Consider the following 18,739-nt stretch of genomic DNA (forward strand, 5'->3'; position numbering starts at 1 on the left):
TTGTTTTGAACGCCGAGGCGCTCCTGCTGTGTGCTGGCGTTATAACGTGACGGTGGCTTGCCAGTAGGCCACCCAACGATCCGGTTGCAGGCTGCCTGGGTGCGTCAGCGGTTTACCGACGGTGACCGCCTGATTGAACCAGCGGCCGTTTAACGTCGCGCTCAGCGCCGCGCCGGCGACGCTGCCGCCGTCTATCAGACCGGCGCGCCCCTGCAACCAACCGGCGTCTAACGCGCCGGTGAAAGAAAGCTCTCCCAGCCCCGGCAACGTCCGCCATTGCCAGTTGAGTTCATTGCGCCAGTAGGCGCCGCGATTGCCGGTCAGGTACTGCTCTTTATAGCCACGCACCGAGTATTGCCCGCCAATGGAAATGCGCTCGCCGGCATACAGGTTGTCTGCGCTGGTTTGCCCATAGGCCGAGGTCAGGTAATAGAGAGAGGGGGCGAGCGGATAAAAGTAGCTGGCGCTGAGGCCAAGCTTGCGGAACTCGCTGCGCGGCGCTCCGTCGCGCTCAGGATCGTCGGCGGTGGCGCCCAGCATGCGCAGCCCGCGGCTTACCGTCGGGTTCAGCGTCATATAGCCGCCGCCCGTAGCCGCACTGTAATTGAGGCCCAGGCTGGCGACGCTGAGCGTCGGGCTGCTGACGCCCAACCGTTCCCCCGCCAGCTTATTTTCCGTGGTGCGCCGCGCCAGCCCGATATCGACGGCCAGCTTGCGTTTGCCATCCCGCAGCAACGTGCGGTTGGCGCCCAGACGCTGGGTCTGGTTGTTGCCCTGATAGCGGTAAGCCGCGCCGTTGAACGGCACCCGCTGGAAAAAATCGTTCCAGGCGTACTGGTAACTGAACAGCCAATAGCCGTAGGGTAAGGTGACGCCGCCGTTCAGGCTGCGGCTACGGTGATGCGGGCTGAAATCGTTATTGCGCGCTGCGGAAAGCGACCATTGATCGGCGAGGCGCAGCGGGTTATCCAGCGTGAAGGCGGCGTTCATCTGCCCGGTGCCGGTGCTTTTCTGGCCGCTGTTATCGGCGCCGAAAGAGAAAGAGACCGGCGCGCGCCGGGCGCCACGCAGCAAAACCACGTTGGAAAAGCCGGGTTGTTCGCCGGGTTGAATATCGATAGCCACCTGTTGCGATGGCAGGCGGTTGAGCTGCTCCATGCCCTGCTCAATATCGCGCAGATTCAATACGTCGCCAACCAGGCCGGGAAACGCCATTTTCAGCGCCAGCGCCTGCTCGCCGTTCTGCGTGATGGACTCGATTCGCCCTTCGCTGGCGCTCACGGTCAACACGCCGCGGGAGATATCCTGCTCCTGCAGCCAGGCCTGCGAAGTGACATAGCCGCGTTGCAGATAAGCATTGGTGGTTTCACGCACCAGACGGTTGATGTGATCCAGCGTCAGGCAGCGCCCTTGATACGGGCGAGCCAGGCTTTCCTTCACCGACCAGGAAAGATGTTCGGCGCCCTGAAAAACGATTTGCCGCACCGGCTGGCAAACCGCCCCTGCTGCGGCCGACACAGGCAACGGCAAGGCCGGCAACTCAACGTTATTTTGCAGCGCCTCGCGTTGCTGCTGCGCCTGTTCCAGCAACGTTTTCTGCTGCTGGGTAATGCTGTCGCGGTCAGCAGGGCTGGTGATTTCCGCACACCACGCCGGAGCGCAGAGCGCCAAGAGTGCAGGCCAAATCCCGGGCTTCCATGCACACATTTAAACACATCCATTTACGTTAGCTTACATAGTTTATCGCAGTATATACATTTTACGCCGACGATCAATGATAATGAGAATTGTTTTTGTTTGATCGGATTCACAACGTGGTTAAACATCAGGAATATATTTTGTCGAGCTTGCCGCCACATTTCCTGATGGCGGATATTATTAACACATGAATTAAAAACCCAAATAATTACCAATAATAAATTCAAGAGTCAAATAACACGCACAACATCGCTAAAAATAAAAAATAAAGTTTACAAAATTAACCCGCCGTCTTACCGTGATATTTTGTTTAATGCAATTATTCATGAAATACATAATTTACAACTAACCAATCAAGAACCTCGGATAATATCAGGATTTCCTAATGCCAGAACGTGATATAGAACTGTTTATTCGTGATTACGTTAATGATATCAAAGCCGGCAGCGCCGCGCTGTTTGCCGGCGCCGGGCTGTCCATACCCGCCGGTTTCGTCAGCTGGAAAGAGCTTATCGGTGATATCGCTTATGAATTGGGGCTGGATATAGAAAAAGAAAGCGACCTTATCTCTCTGGCTCAATATCATCTCAATGAAAAAGGCAACCGGCATAAGATAAATCAAAAAATAATTACAGAATTCGCTGAGCAAGCGGAAGAAACTGAAAATCATCGGATCATTGCCAGATTGCCGATAGCGTCACTCTGGACAACCAACTACGACGATCTGATTGAAAAAACCTATGCCCGTTATAATCGCGTCTGCGACGTTAAAACCACGCCGGAAAGTTTGACCAATAATATTCACAAGCGCGATGTTGTCTTATATAAAATGCATGGTGATTATAGAACCCCCAACCAGGCGATTATCACCCGCGAACAATACGAAACTTACTCCCGTACACACCTTCCTTTTATCAACATGCTGATGGCGGAGTTGACCGCCAAAACCTTCCTGTTTATCGGTTTCAGCTTTGAAGACCCCAACCTGCAATACGTATTGAGTCGCCTTTACGCGCAGTACGGCGAAGGGAAAAGAAACCACTACTGCATCATGCGGCGCGTTCAGCCTGGCGACAACGGCAGCGAGGATCAGGCGTCTTATGATTACAACAGCCGAAAACAAAGCCTGATGATCAACGATCTGCGCCGTTACGGCATTCAAACGCTGCTGGTGGAGGACTATCGGCAAATCACCGACCTGCTGTATGCCATCGAAACGCAATTCAAGAAAAGCACGGTGTTTATCTCCGGCAGCGCCGACAACTACCACCCCTATGCCCGTGAAGAGTCCATCCAGTTCATACACCGCCTGGCGCGCCTGCTTATCCGCAAACAGTACCGCATCGTCAACGGCTTCGGTTGGGGCGTGGGCACGGCGGTGATCAACGGCGCATTGGAAGCCATTTACGCCAGCGGGGGGAAAATCAGCGAAAGCCAGCTGGTATTGCGCCCTTTCCCCCAATTCGCCAGCGGGGGCATTACGCTGCCGGCACTTTGGCACGAATACCGCCAGAACATGATTTCGCTCAGCGGCATCGCGGTTTTTTTGTTCGGCAACAAGCGTAACGCCGAAGGCGAATGCGTGCTGGCCGACGGTTTATTGAAAGAGTTCCACATCGCTGCGGAACAAGGCTGCGTCTGCATTCCTATCGGTTGTACCGGCGGCGCATCCGCCGAGATCTACCGAAAAATCAAGGAGGAGATGAAAGACACCCTCTATCACCGCCATCCCGTCGCCATGAACCTGCTGGATCAACTTAACGAGCCGGGCAGCCTGGCGGAGAAGAAAACATGCCTGTTGGCACTTATCGATATCATTACTAAGGATAATCCTCGATGACCAGAAAATGTTTTTACAGTTTCCATTATGAGCCGGACAACTGGCGCGCTTCTCAGATACGCGAAATGGGCTCGCTGGAAGGTAACCGGCCGGCCACGGATAACGATTGGGAGGAAGTGAAAAAAGGCGGTGACGACGCCATCGCCGCTTGGATCAAAGGCCAGTTGGACAATCGGAGCTGCGCCGTGATTCTCGCGGGTAAAGATACCGCCAATCGCAAGTGGATCAACTTCGAAATCTGCGAAGCCTGGAAGAAAGGCATGGGCGTGCTGGTGGTGTATATCCATAACCTGAAAGACAGCGCCGGCGAACAAGCCCGAAAAGGCAACAACCCGTTGGATCATATCAAGCTGGGGGATAGAAAGCTTTCCGGAATCGCCAAAGCCTATGATCCGCCTTATTTGACCAGCACCAATGTCTATAATCACATCAAGGAAAATCTGGCGGAGTGGGTAGAAGAAGCGATCCGCATTCGCGAAAATTACTGACGGCCGCCCTAAAGACGAAAGGCTGCATTATCCCGCAGCCTTTCGTTCGCTAGGGGGGCGGCACGTCGCTCACCCATACCGCCCGGTAATATAATCTTCGGTGCGGCGCTGGCGCGGCGAGGTGAAGATGGCGTCGGTGTCGTTGTACTCCACCAGCCGCCCCTGATGAATAAAGGCGGTGTAGTCGGAGACGCGCGCCGCCTGCTGCATGTTGTGCGTCACCAGCACCACGCTGTAACGCTGTTTCAGCGCGGAAATCAGCTCCTCGATGGTCAGCGTGGAGATCGGATCCAGCGCCGAGGTCGGCTCGTCGAGCAGCAACACTTCCGGCTCGATGGCGATGGCGCGCGCGATCACCAGGCGCTGCTGCTGGCCGCTGGACAAGCGGAACGCATTTTCACGCAGCCGGTCCTTCACCTCATGCCACAGCGCGGCGGCGCGCAGCGAACGCTCCACCGCTTCATCCAGCAAGCGCCGGTCGCGCACGCCCTGCAGCCGCAGGCCGTACACCACGTTTTCATAGATCGATTTCGGGAACGGGTTCGGCCGCTGGAACACCATGCCCACCCGCCGCCGCAGCGCCGCCACGTCGATCTGCGCGCCGGAGATCGCCGCGCCGTTCAGCTGCAGATCGCCCTCGATGCGGCAGTTGTCCACCAGATCGTTCATGCGGTTGAAACAGCGCAGCAGCGTCGATTTGCCGCAGCCCGAAGGGCCGATCAGGGCCGTCACCCGGTGCTTCGGAATGCGCAGCGAAATGTCGTGCAGCACCTGTTTGTCACCATAAAACAGGTTCAGTCCGTTGACCGCCAGCGCGGTCTGTTCATCGTCGAGATGCTGGACATCCAGCCGGGGCAAACTGCCTGGCGTCATCAAACCCATTACGCACTCCCCAAAAATAGCGTCATTGTTACTGCGACCATGCTCGGTACCGCTCCCTCAGCGAATGGCGGATACCCATCGCCGCCAGATTCAAACTCACCACGATCGTCACCAGCAGGAAGGCGGTGGCGAACACCAGCGGCCGCGCCGCCTCTACGCTCGGGCTCTGGAATGCCATATCGTAGATCTGGAAGCTCAAATGCATAAACTTCCGTTCCAGGTGCAGATACGGGAAAATCTCGTCCACCGGCAGCACCGGCACCGATTTCACTACCCCCACCAGCATCAGCGGCGCGGTCTCCCCGGCGGCGCGCGCCACCGCCAGAATCAGGCCGGTCATCATCGCCGGCGCCGCCATCGGCAGCACGATGCGCCACAGCGTCTCGGCCCGGCTGGCGCCCAGCGCCATCGAGCCCTGCCGCAGCGAGGTGGGAATGCGCGACAGCCCTTCCTCGGTGGCGACGATCACCACCGGCAGCGTCAGCAGCGCCAGCGTCAGCGCCGCCCACAGCACGCCGGGCGTGCCGAAGGTCGGGTTGGGCAAGGATTCAGGATAGAACAGCTGGTCGAGCGTGCCGCCTATCATATAAACGAAAAAGCCGAGGCCGAAGACGCCGTAGACGATCGAGGGCACGCCGGCCAGGTTGACCACCGCGATGCGAATCACCCGCGTCAGCAGATTGTTGCCGGCATACTCGTGCAGATATACCGCCGCGATCACGCCAAACGGCATCACCACGATCGACATCAGGATCACCATCAACACCGTGCCGAAAATGGCCGGGAACACCCCGCCTTCGGTGTTCGCCTCGCGCGGGCTGTCGGTGAGGAACTTCTTAACCTGCTCGCCCCAGTGCGCCAGCTTCTCGCTGGTGTTCATGGCGTTCGGGTACCAGGCATCGCGCACCTGGCTGAGAGGAATGGTCAACGTCTGGCCATGCATATCGCGCAGCAGCAGCGCATCACGCTGGCGATCGCGGTTCAGCCCCGCCAGGCGTTCGGACAGCAGCTGGTATTGCCGCTGCAGCTCCAGCCGCTCGGCCTTGATGGCGTCCTGCGCGCGGGCGTCCAGCTTATCGTCGCGCTGCAGGCGCTTTTCCCGCAGCCGCAGCGCGTCAAACTGCTGATTGATGCGCGCCATATCGCGAAATTGAATGTCGTGCGCCTGGCGCGAGAGCGCAGCGATTTGCGGCAGCCGCTGCTGCAACGCCTGCCCCAGATTGCGGCCGGTCAGCGGTTGCCCGTCCTCCAGTAGCCCCGCCAGATAGCCGTAGGCGGTACCGTGGCTGTCGCGCTCCAGCACCAGCAGGCTGCGCGGCGTGCTTTGGCTGCCGATGTCGCTGGCCAGCAGCGTGCGGAAATCCTGCCCTTCACGCTCGCGGTTACCGACCTTGATCAGATAACGTTCGACGCTTTGCGCCTCGCCCGGCGGCGTCACGCCCGCTTCCATTAGCTGGCGGCGCGAAATGCTTTGCTGTTGATACAGCTCGCCGATCACCGTCACCGGCCCGGCGCCGTTCTGATTCAGCTCGAACTGATAAACCGGGCTCGGCCAGAAATAGCGCATCCCCTGCCCGGCCAGCAGCAACAGAATGCCGATCAGCGCCAACAGGCTGACGGCGACCGAACCGGCGGTCAGCCAAATCCACGGCGATCCGCTCTTCACCCAGTTCTTCATGGCGCCTCCTGATTCGGCGTGTAGCGCTTGCGCAGCCGCAGGCGCACCGCCTCCGCCAGCGTGTTGAACACGAAGGTGAAGACAAACAGCACCAATGCGGTCAGGAACAGCACGCGGTAATGGCTGCTGCCGGAGACCGCCTCCGGCATTTCGATGGCGATGTTGGCCGCCAGCGCCCGCAGCCCCTGGAACAGGCTGCCGTCGATAATTGGCGTATTGCCGGTGGCCATCAGCACGATCATGGTTTCCCCCACCGCGCGGCCAAAGCCGATCATCAGCGCGGAGAAAATCCCGGCGCTGGCGGAAGGCAGCACCACCTTGATCACCGTCTGCCATTGGGTGGCGCCCAGCGCCAAAGAACCCTGGCTCAGGGTAGCCGGCACGCTGAACAGCGCATCCTCCGCCAGCGAGAAGATGATCGGCACCAGCGCGAAGCCCATCGCCACGCCCACCACCAGCGCATTGCGCTGGTCGTAATTATCCCCCAGCCAGAAATGCAGCGGCTCACCGAACAGCGCCACCTCCAGCCGCGGCCCCAGGCTGAGCGCCAGCCACACCGTCAACGCCAGCAGCGGCAACAGCAACAGCAGATCGACACCCGGCCGGCAGCGCGGCATAAAGCGATGGGTCAACGCGCCGCACAGCAGCACCGCCGCCGCCAGCAGCAGCGGCAACGCCAGCACCGCCAACAGATACTGCTCGATGATCGGCGCCAGCCAAATGCCGGCCACCAGCCCGATCACCACCGTCGGCAGCGCGCCCATCACTTCGATAGCCGGTTTGATCACCCGCCGCAGCCCCGGCGTCATAAAATAAGCGGTATAGATAGCGCCGGCCAGCGCCAGGGGAATGGCGAACAGCATCGCGTAAGCCGCCGCCTTGAAGGTGCCGAAGATCACCGGCATCAAACTGAATTTGGGTTGGTAGCTGTCTTCGCCGGAGGTGGACTGCCAGACGTAGGCCGGCTGCGGGTAGTTCTCATACCACACCTTGCCCCACAGCGAACGCCAGGTGACGTCCGGATACGGGTTGTCGAGCGCGTAGCGCTGCCAGCCATGCGCGCTCTCCAGCAGCAGGCCATCGCCGCGCGGCGCGAACGCCATCTGCCGCACCTCGGCGCCCAAGCGGGCATTCAGCAGCGGCTGCGGCTGAATGGCGGAGAACAGCGAGAAACCGCCGTCGGGCCGCAGGGTGGCGAACACCCGGCGGTAAGGCTCGGCCACCGTCAGTTCCCGCCCGTCGGCGCCGTGGTCGAAATGCTGCACCGGCGTCAGGCGCCAGCGCTGCTCTTTTTCTACTTCGAACCACTCGCGCAGATTGCCGTCGGCGCCCTTGATCAGCAGCGCGCTGCCGCCGGGCAGCGCCGTCATCTGATACGGGACATGTTCGCCAAGGGTACGCGTTTCACGCAGCTGCAGCTGCGCGCCGTCGATCTGATAACGCGCCAGCCGGTTGCCGGTCAGCAGGTAAAGTTGGCGGCCATCCGGCGTCAGCACCAGTTGCTCAGCATCCTGTTCCAGCGGGCGCTCGCTGAACTGCGGCGGCCGGTCGGGGCTGAAACGGCCGAACACCAGGCGCCGATCGTCGGTCACCCCGGCCAGCAGATACTGCCCGCGATGCGCATCCGCCAGCGTCATCAGTTTCAGCGGCTTGCGCTGTGGATCCAGCGCCAACGGCTGCTGCCCGAGCGGGAACAGCCACTGCGGCCGGCCGGTCTCCGCCGTCGCGAAATCCGCGCGCGCCACCACCAAGCGGCCGTCGGCCTGCGCCAGCGCAAACAGATCGCGCTCTCCGGCGGCCTGCGCGAGCAGTGCCGGCTTGGCCAACAGCGTCTGCTGCGCCAGCGGCGCCTGGGGCTGGCCGTTCGGTGCCGGCTTCAGGCGATAAAATTGCCCCGCGCCCTGCGCGTCGATGCGGTAACCGACGCGCTGCTGCACGTCCATGCCCAGCGCCAGCGCCGGGGCCGACGCCGCGATCGGCAGCGGCTGCGCCTGCCCAAGCGAGGCCGGTTTGAACAGCGGCAGCACCGCAAACAGCAGATAAACGAAGATCAGCATCAACGTCATCAGCACCATCAGCCCGCTGGCGGTCACTGCCGCCTGCACGCCGCGGTCGATGCGCCCGCGCATGCGATCTCGGGGATGTTGATTGGCCGTCGTCTGTGTCATGTGTCTCGCTGTCGCTGATGTAATCGGGCTTGCGCCGTAAGATAACCGGGCATCTTATGTCAGTTTTATGACGTTTGCATGACAAAGTTACCCTGCTTTGCCCAGGTTTTTTACACTGCAAACAGACAATATGGCGTCGGTATATTGCTGAAAAATGACCGCAAACACGCTTAATATCACCAAAAATGAGCCGGCTAATCGTCATTTCATGCTACTCACTTCACTGCCGAGCGTCCCGGCCCGGCGAAAATTTATTGCCGCCGAAAAATGCCGCGCGCCAACGCAATGGATATGTTGGACTTTCCTGTCAATCTCTCGCAATAATGATCAAGGACACTAGAGCGGCATCCGGGCGCTGCGTCCCGGATCCTATTCTAAATTTGAACTGGAGTGGCAATGGGTCAGGAAAAGCTCTACATCGAAAAAGAACTAAGCTGGTTATCCTTTAATGAACGCGTGTTGCAGGAAGCCGCAGATAAGAGCAATCCCCTGATTGAACGTATGCGTTTTCTGGGCATTTACTCCAACAACCTCGACGAGTTCTATAAAGTCCGCTTCGCCGATCTCAAACGGCGCATCCTGATCAGCGAAGAGCAAGGCTCCGCCGGCGCCTCGCGCCACCTGCTGAAAAAGATCCAGGCCAAGGTGCTGAAAACCGATCAGGAGTTCGACGGCCTGTACAACGATCTGCTGCTGGAAATGGCGCGTAACCAGATCTTCCTGATCAACGAACGCCAGGTGTCCGAGAACCAGCAAATCTGGCTGCGGCAATATTTCAAACAGCATCTGCGCCAGCACATCACGCCGATCCTGATCAATCACGACACCAATCTGGTGCAGTTCCTGAAAGACGATTACACCTATCTGGCGGTGGAGATCATCCGCGGCGCGCGCATCGACTATGCGCTGCTGGAGATCCCGTCCGACAAGGTGCCGCGCTTCGTCAATCTGCCGCCGGAAGCGCCGCGCCGCCGCAAGCCGATGATCCTGCTGGACAACATTCTGCGTTACTGCCTGGACGATATCTTCAAGGGCTTCTTCGACTACGACGCGCTCAACGCCTACTCGATGAAAATGACCCGCGACGCGGAGTACGATCTGGTGACCGAAATGGAATCCAGCCTGCTGGAACTGATGTCCTCCAGCCTGAAACAGCGCCTGACCGCCGAGCCGGTGCGCTTCGTGTATCAGCGCGACATGCCGAACGAAATGGTGGAACTGCTGCGCGGCAAGCTGGGCATCTCCAACTACGATTCGGTGATCGCCGGCGGCCGCTACCACAACTTCAAAGATTTCATCAGCTTCCCGAACGTCGGCAAGGCCAACCTGGTCAACAAGCCGCTGCCGCGCCTGCGCCACATCTGGTTCGACGGTTTCCGCAACGGCTTCGACGCCATTCGCGAAAAAGACGTGCTGCTCTACTATCCGTACCACACCTTCGAGCACGTGCTGGAGCTGCTGCGCCAGGCGTCGTTCGATCCAAGCGTGTTGGCTATCAAGATCAACATCTACCGGGTAGCGAAAGATTCACGCATCATCGAATCGATGATCCACGCCGCGCACAACGGCAAAAAAGTCACGGTGGTGGTCGAGCTGCAGGCGCGCTTCGACGAAGAAGCCAACATTCATTGGGCGAAGCGCCTGACCGAGGCCGGCGTACACGTGATCTTCTCCGCGCCGGGCCTGAAAATCCACGCCAAACTGTTCCTGATTTCGCGCCGTGAAGGCGATGAAATTGTGCGCTATGCTCATATCGGTACCGGCAACTTTAACGAAAAAACCGCGCGCATCTACACCGACTATTCGCTGTTGACCGCCGACTCACGCATCACCAACGAGGTGCGCCGGGTATTCAACTTTATCGAGAACCCCTACCGGCCGGTCACCTTCGACAACCTGATGGTGTCGCCGCAGAACTCGCGCCTGAAGCTGTATGAGCTGATCGACAACGAAATCGCCAACGCCCAGGCCGGGGAACAGGCCGGCATTATGTTGAAAATTAATAATCTGGTGGATAAAGGGCTGGTAGATCGGTTATATACCGCGTCCGGCGCCGGCGTGAAGATCCGCCTGCTGGTGCGGGGCATGTGTTCCCTGATTCCCAACCTGCCGGGGATCAGCGACAATATTCAGGTGATCAGCATCGTCGATCGCTTTTTGGAACACGACCGGGTTTACGTTTTCGAGAATAAAGGTGACAAACGGGTGTATCTGTCCTCCGCCGACTGGATGACCCGCAACATAGATTACCGTATCGAAGTGGCGGTATCGCTGCTGGATCCGGCGCTGAAACAGCGCGTTCTGGACATTCTGGAGATCCTGTTCAGCGATACGGTCAAGGCCCGTTATGTGGATAAAGAACTGAGCAACCAGTACGTGCCGCGCGGCAACCGCCGCAAAGTGCGTGCCCAGGTGGCTATTTACGAGTATTTAAAAGCTCTGGAACAACCAGGACAGTAGGCCAGCAACTATGCCGCTAAAAAACACTGCAACGAACAAACCGCAGGAAATCGCCGCCATCGACCTCGGGTCGAACAGTTTCCACATGGTGATCGCCCGCGTCGTCAACGGCGCCTTACAGGTATTGGGCCGTTTAAAACAGCGGGTGCATCTCGCCGACGGATTGGACAGCAACAACGTACTCAGTGAAGAGGCGATAGAGCGCGGCCTGGCCTGCCTGGCGCTGTTTGCCGAACGGCTGCAGGGCTTCCCGGCGGATAACGTCACCATCGTCGGCACCCATACCCTGCGTCAGGCGGTGAACGCCGAAGTGTTCCTCAAGCGCGCCGCCAAAGTGATCCCCTACCCGATAGAAATCATCGCCGGCCAGGAAGAGGCGCGCCTGATCTTCATGGGCGTGGAGCACACTCAGCCGGAGAAAGGCCGCAAGCTGGTGATCGACATCGGCGGCGGCTCCACCGAGCTGGTGATCGGCGAAGACTTCGAGCCGCTGCTGGCGGAAAGCCGCCGCATGGGCTGCGTCAGCTTCGCCCAGCTGTTCTTCCCGGGCGGCGAGATCAGCAAAAACAACTTCCGCCGCGCGCGGCTGGCGGCGGCGCAAAAATTGGAAACGCTGGCCTGGCAGTATCGTATTCAGGGCTGGCAGTACGCGCTGGGCGCCTCGGGCACCATCAAGGCCGCCCACGAAGTGCTGGTGGCGATGGGGGAAAAAGACGGCCTCATCACCCTGGATCGCCTGGAAATGCTCGCCGAACAGGTGCTGCAGTTCAAAAGCTTCAGTTCGCTGAGCCTGCCGGGGCTGTCGGAAGATCGCCAATCGGTGTTCGTGCCGGGGCTGGCTATCCTGTGCGGCGTGTTCGACGCGCTGGCGATCCGCGATCTGCGCCTGTCCGACGGCGCGCTGCGCGAAGGCGTGCTGTATGAAATGGAAGGCCGCTTCCGCCATCAGGACATCCGCAGCCGCACCGCCAAGAGCCTGGCCGATCACTACAACATCGACCGCGAACAGGCCAAGCGGGTGCTGGAAACCACCGAGCTACTCTACTCGCAGTGGATGGCGCAAAACACCAAGCTGGCGCATCCGCAGCTGGAAGCGCTGCTGAAATGGGCCGCCATGCTGCACGAGGTGGGGCTGAGCATCAACCACAGCGGCATGCACCGCCATTCGGCCTACATTCTGCAAAACTCCAACCTGCCTGGCTTCAACCAGGAACAGCAGCTGCTGCTGGCGGCGCTGGTGCGTTTCCACCGCAAAGCGATCAAGCTCGAAGAGCTGCCGCGCCTCAACCTGTTCAAGAAGAAGCACTACCTGCCGCTGATCCAGCTGCTGCGTCTGAGCACCCTGCTCAACAACCAGCGTCAGTCGACCACCACGCCGGAAACGCTGCGCCTGAGCACCGACGACAACCACTGGACGCTGCGCTTTCCGGCCGGCTACCTGGCGCAGAACAACCTGGTGCAGCTCGATTTCGAGCGCGAACAGGCCTACTGGAACGACGTCGTCGGCTGGAAGCTGCTGATCGAAGAAGAAGGCTCGCAAAACGAACAGCGCTCCGCCTGATCCCCCGCCCCCTGCCAGACAGGGGGTTTTTCTGTCCGCCCTCGCCCCGTCAACTTAAACGAAGCCCTAATACGCCGCCCCGCACGCCGGAAAAAAATGGACAATTTTTGTCATCAGCGCCTAAAATCCGCTTACAAATTCTCGAGCGAATAACACAGGACACCGGCATACCGGGTGATATATGCGCAAGAAAACCACCGGACAGATGACGAAGATAGTGTTGTTTATCAGCTTTATCATTTTAGTCGGCCGACTGCTGTACGCCGCCGTGGTGGCGGTGCCTCATCATCAGGAAAAAAAGCAGGCCGCTGCGCAAAACGCCGCCGAAGTCAGCGCGCCGCAACAGGACGCCTCCTCTGAATAACCGCCGCACCCCGGCCGTTTCATAAAAATGACGCCGGCACCCGCTATGCTCTATCTTTTAATGAGCCTGCGTCAGGAACGCCGAGCGCCCGTAAAGGAACACCATGTCAGCCGCAACCCATAACGTCAAAAAAGTCGCTGAATACCGCCAGCGCATTCTCACTCTGCTGTTGAACAATAAGGAGTTGGTCGACGGCATTCTCGGCCGGCCAGGGGATGAACACGCCCTCAGCCAAAGCGAACTGCTGAACCAGACGGCGGAAATCACCGGTCTGTTGGACGATATGCACGCCGCCGACCTGGCGGACCTGCTGGAGGCGCTGCCGCAGGACGAACGTATGGCGCTGTGGCGGCTGGTGGGCAACAGCAAGCGCGGCCAGACGCTGGTGGAGGTCGCCGAACCGGTCTGGGACAGCCTGATCGAGGAAATGAGCGACAAAGACCTGCTCAAAGCGATCAAAACGCTGGACGTCGACGAACAGGCCTACCTGGCGCAATACCTGCCGCGTAACCTGATGGGCCGGTTGCTGACCTCGCTGGAGCCGGAGCAGCGCGCCCAGGTGCGCGAGATGAGCCAGTACGCCAAAGACAGCGTCGGCTGGATGATGGATTTCGAACTGGTGACGGTGCGGCCGGACGTCACGCTCGGCGCGGTGCATCGCTTCTTGCGCATGCGCAAAACCATTCCCGACGCCACCGATAAACTGTTCGTCACCGATCGCAAAAACACCCTGTTGGGCGAGCTGCCGCTGACCGCAGTGCTGCTGAACGATCCGGAGATCCCGGTGCGCGAAGTGATGGACAGCGATCCCGCCACCTTTCAGCCCGAAGACAAGGCCGATGAAGCGGCCGGCGCGTTCGAGCGTTACGACCTGATCAGCGCCCCGGTGGTTGACGCCAAGGGCAAACTGATGGGCCGCCTGACCATCGAAGAGATCGTCGACGCCGTCAACGAAGAGAGCGACACCAACCTGCGCCGCATGGGCGGTTTGAGCCCGGAAGAAGACGTGTTCGCCCCGGTCAGCAAGGCGGTCAAGACCCGCTGGGCCTGGCTGGCGATCAACCTCTGCACCGCATTCATCGCCTCGCGGGTGATCGGCCTGTTCGAACACACCATTTCCCAGCTGGTGGCGCTGGCGGCGCTGATGCCGATCGTCGCCGGCATCGGCGGCAACACCGGCAACCAGACCATCACCATGATCGTACGCGCGCTGGCGCTGCACCAGATCGAAGTCGGCAACATCTCGCGCCTGATGCTCAGAGAGCTGGGCGTCGCCATCATCAACGGCGTGGTGTGGGGCGGCATCATGGGCGTCATCACCTGGCTGCTGTACGGCGACGCGGCGATGGGCGGCGTGATGACGCTGGCGATGCTGCTCAATCTGCTGCTGGCGGCGCTGATGGGCGTAGTGATACCGATGACCATGCTCAAAATGGGCCGCGATCCGGCGGTCGGCTCCAGCGTGCTCATCACCGCGCTGACCGATACCGGCGGCTTTTTCATCTTCCTCGGCCTCGCCACCCTGTTCCTGCTGTAATACGCGAAAAGCCGGCCGCGCGCCGGCTTTTTCGCCATTCTGTCGCCGGGTTTGCGTTAACGCAGTAAAGTCGGCCATCCCGGTAGGTTTTCCTCTCGCGCTGTACTACCCTTTGCCAATAAATCGTCTTAATTCATCCACGTCATGAATCCAATCACTGACAGAGGCCATCGGTAAGGGTGTCTATGGAGATCAGCGCGCCGAACACGTTCGGCACCCACAAAGGCGTCGTGCTGACGCATTCCCTGTTAGTGGCGCTGGCGACGTTTCTGCTCGCCTTGCTGAGCCTGTCGCTGTCCAGCGAAGCCAGCCACTTCACCCCGCTGTGGTTTCCGACCGCCGCCGCGATCGCGGTGCTGTACCGCCACGCCCCGCGCCACTGGGGCCTGCCGCTGTTGGCCAGCGGCCTCGGCATCGTGCTCGCCAGCTTCTTGCTGTTCGGCGTCAGCGCCACGCCCATCAAGCTGGCCGCCATCAACCTGCTGGAAGCGGCGGTTTGCGCCCTGCTGCTGCGCCGCATGCTACACCCGTACGATCCGTTGAACGATCTCGCCAGTTGGCTGCGTTTTGTGGTGTGCGCAGTGATTTTTACCCCGCTGTTCAGCGCGCTGCTGGCCGCCGGCCTGGTGCCCGCGCCAGGCCAGCCTTTTTGGCAGCCGTTCGGTACCTGGTTCATTTCCGAAGCGATAGGGGTGCTGTCGCTGGCGCCGATCGGCCTCTCTTATAACCGTCGCACCCTGACGGCGCTGAACCCGTTTCCATTATTGCTGACGCTGATGGTTACGCTGGCTTTCAGCTTTGTGGCGCTGACCTACCTGCCTTTTCCGTTCACGTTCGTGATTTTGCCGCTGCTGTGGGCAGCCATCGCACTGCCGCGTTTTGAGGCGTTCACCGTTTGCTTCTGCACCCTCTTGCTGATCACCGTGATGATTTCGCTGAGGTTGCTGCATTTCCAGGCTTCCGGCAAGCACCTTGGCGATCTCGGTCTGTACTTGCCGATGCTGCTGATTTTAATCCCGGCGCACGCGATGGCGGTGGTGATGCACGCCTTTCGGGTGGAAAAACAGCACATCGTCGAGAGCGAAAGCCGCTTTCGCAGCGCGCTGGAGTATTCCGCCATCGGCATGGCGCTGGTGTCGCCGCAGGGGAAATGGCTGCAGGTCAATCAGGCGCTGTGCGCGCTGCTCGGCTATACGCCTGAGGCGCTGCATAAGCTGACCTTTCAAGAAATTACGCATCCCGACGATCTCACCGCCGATCTAAGCCAGTTGCACGACCTGCTCGATGGCCATATCAGCAGCTACACCATGGAGAAACGCTACATCCGCAGCGACGGCCAGACCGTCTGGGCGCTGCTGGCGGTCTCGCTGGTGCGCGACGCCGAAGGGCTGCCGCTGTACTTCATCTCGCAGGTGGAGGACATCAGCGATTTGAAGCGCAGCCAGGCGGAAAACAACCGACTGGTGGAGCGCATTACGCTGGCCAATCAGGTGGGCGGCGTCGGCATCTGGGAATGGGTGATGAGCCAGGAAAACTTCACCTGGGATCAGCGCATGTTCGAACTCTACGATCTCAATCCCGACCAAACGCCGACGCTGGCGCTGTGGCGCACGCTGTTGGTGCCGGAAGATCGCGACCGCACCGATCGCGAGCTGGCCGCGCTGTTGGCCGACCCCAAGCCTTTCGTCATGGAATACCGCATCGTGACCCGCCAGGGCAGCGTGCGCCATATTCGCGGCCAGGGCAACGTGATCCTCGACGATCAGGGCCGGCCGCTGCGCATGATCGGCACCAATATCGACATGACCGAGCTCAAGAGCCTCGCCGAAGCGCTGCACGAGGAGAAAGAGCGTTTGCACATCACCCTCGACGCCATCGGCGAAGGGGTGATCTCCACCGACAGCCACCTGCGCATTACCTTTATGAATCCGGTGGCCGAGCAGATGTGCGGCTGGCCGCTCGATCTGGCGATCGGTATGCCCGTCGCCGGCGTGGTGCGCCTGACCAACGGCAAAGACGGCCCGGAAATCGAAAACCTCACGCAATATCCACGGCAGTGGCCGGCGGATTACGCATTGGTGCTGCACAGCCGCGACGGGCGCTATTTCGACGTGCAGCAGTCTGTCTCACCGCTGAAAACCCTCGACGGTGAAACCATGGGCGCGGTGATGGTGCTGCAGGATGTCACCGCCTCGCGCGAACTGATGAAAAAGCTCAGCTACAGCGCCTCGCACGACGCGCTGACCGGCCTGCCGAACCGCGCCAGCTTCGAGAAGCAGCTGAAAGCGGCAATCGTCGCCGGCGGGGAACCGTCACCGCCGCATTCGCTGGTGTTCCTCGATCTGGATCGGTTCAAGGCGGTGAACGACACCGCCGGCCACGCGGCGGGCGATGCCTTGCTGCGGGACATCGCCCAGCTGATGCGGCACCAGCTGCGCAACAGCGACTGCCTGGCCCGGCTGGGCGGCGACGAATTCGGCCTGATCCTGTTCGACTGCCGGCCGGAGCAGGCCAAATCGCTGATGCAACAGGTGGTCAACCAAATCAGCCAGCATCCGTTCTACTGGGAAGGGAAAATTTATCGCGTCGGCGCCAGCGCCGGCATCACGCGCATCGGCGGCGACGCCAAAAGCAGCGAGCTGCTGGCCCAGGCCGACATCGCCTGCTACACCGCCAAGCACCACGGGCGCGGCCAGGTGTATCTGTATGAAGCGCGGCAAAAACAGCTGCTGGAGTGGCAGCATGAATTGCTGAGCCTGCAGGAAGTGCAGACGATCGTCAGCGAGGGGCAGCTGCGGCTGCTGACCCGCGCGGTCGCGCCGCCGGCGACGCCGCTGTCGGCCGCGTTCCACCAGGTGAAGCTGCAGGTGATGGCGCCGGACGATCGGCCGCTGCCGCACGAGGCATTCATCGCCGCCGCGCAGCTGTACGGCCTGATGCCGGACATCGACCGGTGGACGGTGGCGCAGCTGCTGGTGCACTGCGCCGACGACATCAAGCGCAAGGGGCTGTCGCTCGCGTTGCCGCTGGCCACCGACAGCCTGCTGAACACCGACTTCCAGCGCGAGCTGGCGGAAAGGATGCGCGCTTCCTCGCTGCCGCCGCAGGCACTGTTGTTCAGCGTCGATGAGGCCGTGGTGCTGGAACACGCCGCGCAGTGCCGGGCGTGTCTTCGCGAACTGCAGCAACTGGGCTGCCGGCTGATCGTCAATGGCTTCGGGCATAACATCAATGCCTTCGATGAGCTGGGCGATCAGAAAATCGACATCATTCGCGTCGATGAACGCTTTATCACCAACGTGCACTGCAACCAGATGGATGAACTGATGGTCTCGATGCTCAACGGCGCGGCGCATCGGATCAAAGCGCAGACGCTCGCCGGGCCGGCCCACCAGCCGGTGACGCTGCAGGCGCTGCGCGATATCGGCGTCGATCTGGCGGATGGCGATCAGGTCGCGCTGGAGCAGCCGCTGGCGGTGTTGCTCAGCGACGGCTACTTCGGCATTCGCTAACCCCTCCCCCTCACCGGCGCCGTCTCGCGGGCGGCGCCGCACTCCCGTTATTCACATTGTGTTAACCCATGCGAGATTAGTGATATAAATAACACCTGAAGCTTAAACGATTAAATAAGATGAAACTCCCATGCGAACATCAGCGTATCCGTTGATTTTCCTCGACATGTGATGGCTCAGGGATAAGGGACTATGGAAAAGAAATGGTTTTCCGCCAGGGAACTGATGGGCAAGGCGGGGTTGCCTTCAACCCCGCAAGGGGTCAATTTGATGGCCCGGCGCGAAGGCTGGCTCAGCCGCCGCCGCAGCGGCGTGCAGGGCAAAGCGCTGGAATACCATATCGACAGCCTGCCGTACGGCGCGCGCAGCCTGTCGGCCTTGCGCGAGACAGACCCTCCGGGCTACGACGTCAAACGCCAGGATCCGATACGGGTCTGGATCGAGTATTACTACCACCTGACGCCGGCCGAGCGGGAAAAGCTGCTGGCGTTCCTGATGCGCGAGGGCATGAGCCGCCTGCTGCAGCTGATCGAGCCCCCCCGCTAGCCCGA

Annotated in this window: 12 protein-coding genes; 8 read left to right on the top strand and 4 right to left on the bottom strand. The window is 60.3% G+C overall.

What is annotated here, in order from left to right:
* Window positions 1-39 precede the first annotated feature (39 nt).
* Window positions 40-1,707, bottom strand: a complete 1,668-nt coding sequence (locus ACK3CV_RS18645; protein WP_164038141.1) for a ShlB/FhaC/HecB family hemolysin secretion/activation protein — start codon at window positions 1,705-1,707, stop codon at window positions 40-42.
* Between the two features lie 376 nt (window positions 1,708-2,083).
* Here ACK3CV_RS18645 and ACK3CV_RS18650 point away from each other — a divergent pair, with 376 nt between their 5' ends.
* Window positions 2,084-3,538, top strand: a complete 1,455-nt coding sequence (locus tag ACK3CV_RS18650) for an SIR2 family protein (RefSeq protein WP_164038138.1) — start codon at window positions 2,084-2,086, stop codon at window positions 3,536-3,538.
* A complete protein-coding gene (locus ACK3CV_RS18655) occupies window positions 3,535-4,026 on the top strand; it encodes a TIR domain-containing protein (protein WP_033654571.1) in 492 nt (163 codons plus the stop codon). The genes ACK3CV_RS18650 and ACK3CV_RS18655 overlap by 4 nt, the downstream gene beginning before the upstream one ends.
* 69 nt (window positions 4,027-4,095) lie before the next feature.
* On the opposite strand, the gene pstB is transcribed toward ACK3CV_RS18655, so the two are convergent.
* From pstB to ACK3CV_RS18670, 3 genes are read right to left on the bottom strand one after another with little or no spacing between them, the layout of a single operon-like run.
* Window positions 4,096-4,908: a phosphate ABC transporter ATP-binding protein PstB gene (gene pstB / locus ACK3CV_RS18660; protein ID WP_019452422.1), complete on the bottom strand. Its 813-nt coding sequence runs from the start codon at window positions 4,906-4,908 to the stop codon at window positions 4,096-4,098.
* Between the two features lie 28 nt (window positions 4,909-4,936).
* Window positions 4,937-6,586, bottom strand: coding sequence for a phosphate ABC transporter permease PstA (gene pstA / locus ACK3CV_RS18665; protein WP_164038135.1), 1,650 nt, complete (start codon window positions 6,584-6,586; stop codon window positions 4,937-4,939).
* Window positions 6,583-8,754 carry an ABC transporter permease subunit gene (locus tag ACK3CV_RS18670; protein WP_164038132.1) on the bottom strand — a complete coding sequence of 724 codons (2,172 nt, stop codon included), beginning with the start codon at window positions 8,752-8,754 and terminating at the stop codon, window positions 6,583-6,585. The genes pstA and ACK3CV_RS18670 overlap by 4 nt, the downstream gene beginning before the upstream one ends.
* A 396-nt stretch (window positions 8,755-9,150) precedes the next feature.
* Between ACK3CV_RS18670 and ppk1 the strand changes: the two genes are divergently transcribed.
* The 6 genes from ppk1 to ACK3CV_RS18700 all read left to right on the top strand — a co-directional run bounded on the left by ppk1 (window position 9,151) and on the right by ACK3CV_RS18700 (window position 18,734).
* Window positions 9,151-11,214, top strand: a complete 2,064-nt coding sequence (gene ppk1 / locus ACK3CV_RS18675; protein WP_033635527.1) for a polyphosphate kinase 1 — start codon at window positions 9,151-9,153, stop codon at window positions 11,212-11,214.
* 10 nt (window positions 11,215-11,224) lie between these two features.
* The gene (gene ppx / locus ACK3CV_RS18680; protein WP_041036260.1) at window positions 11,225-12,775 is read left to right on the top strand and encodes an exopolyphosphatase; all 1,551 of its coding nucleotides are present in this window, start codon (window positions 11,225-11,227) and stop codon (window positions 12,773-12,775) included.
* Window positions 12,776-12,956: 181 nt separating this feature from the next.
* Window positions 12,957-13,139 carry a YfgG family protein gene (locus ACK3CV_RS18685; protein ID WP_004941600.1) on the top strand — a complete coding sequence of 61 codons (183 nt, stop codon included), beginning with the start codon at window positions 12,957-12,959 and terminating at the stop codon, window positions 13,137-13,139.
* A 103-nt stretch (window positions 13,140-13,242) separates the two neighbouring features.
* On the top strand, window positions 13,243-14,676 hold the full coding sequence (mgtE, locus tag ACK3CV_RS18690; protein WP_033635529.1) for a magnesium transporter: 1,434 nt from the start codon (window positions 13,243-13,245) through the stop codon (window positions 14,674-14,676).
* 185 nt (window positions 14,677-14,861) lie between these two features.
* The gene (locus ACK3CV_RS18695) at window positions 14,862-18,188 is read left to right on the top strand and encodes a diguanylate cyclase (RefSeq protein WP_164141476.1); all 3,327 of its coding nucleotides are present in this window, start codon (window positions 14,862-14,864) and stop codon (window positions 18,186-18,188) included.
* A gap of 192 nt (window positions 18,189-18,380) precedes the next feature.
* On the top strand, window positions 18,381-18,734 hold the full coding sequence (locus ACK3CV_RS18700; protein ID WP_033635531.1) for a DNA-binding protein: 354 nt from the start codon (window positions 18,381-18,383) through the stop codon (window positions 18,732-18,734).
* Window positions 18,735-18,739: the final 5 nt, after the last annotated feature.

Source organism: Serratia sp. TSO36 (assembly GCF_057808395.1).

Coding starts and splice junctions, on each gene's coding strand:
- ACK3CV_RS18645 (WP_164038141.1), bottom strand. CDS start 1,707: ATGTGTGCATGGAAGCCCGGGATTTGGCCTGCACTCTTGGCGCTCTGC.
- ACK3CV_RS18650 (WP_164038138.1), top strand. CDS start 2,084: ATGCCAGAACGTGATATAGAACTGTTTATTCGTGATTACGTTAATGAT.
- ACK3CV_RS18655 (WP_033654571.1), top strand. CDS start 3,535: ATGACCAGAAAATGTTTTTACAGTTTCCATTATGAGCCGGACAACTGG.
- pstB (WP_019452422.1), bottom strand. CDS start 4,908: ATGGGTTTGATGACGCCAGGCAGTTTGCCCCGGCTGGATGTCCAGCAT.
- pstA (WP_164038135.1), bottom strand. CDS start 6,586: ATGAAGAACTGGGTGAAGAGCGGATCGCCGTGGATTTGGCTGACCGCC.
- ACK3CV_RS18670 (WP_164038132.1), bottom strand. CDS start 8,754: ATGACACAGACGACGGCCAATCAACATCCCCGAGATCGCATGCGCGGG.
- ppk1 (WP_033635527.1), top strand. CDS start 9,151: ATGGGTCAGGAAAAGCTCTACATCGAAAAAGAACTAAGCTGGTTATCC.
- ppx (WP_041036260.1), top strand. CDS start 11,225: ATGCCGCTAAAAAACACTGCAACGAACAAACCGCAGGAAATCGCCGCC.
- ACK3CV_RS18685 (WP_004941600.1), top strand. CDS start 12,957: ATGCGCAAGAAAACCACCGGACAGATGACGAAGATAGTGTTGTTTATC.
- mgtE (WP_033635529.1), top strand. CDS start 13,243: ATGTCAGCCGCAACCCATAACGTCAAAAAAGTCGCTGAATACCGCCAG.
- ACK3CV_RS18695 (WP_164141476.1), top strand. CDS start 14,862: ATGGAGATCAGCGCGCCGAACACGTTCGGCACCCACAAAGGCGTCGTG.
- ACK3CV_RS18700 (WP_033635531.1), top strand. CDS start 18,381: ATGGAAAAGAAATGGTTTTCCGCCAGGGAACTGATGGGCAAGGCGGGG.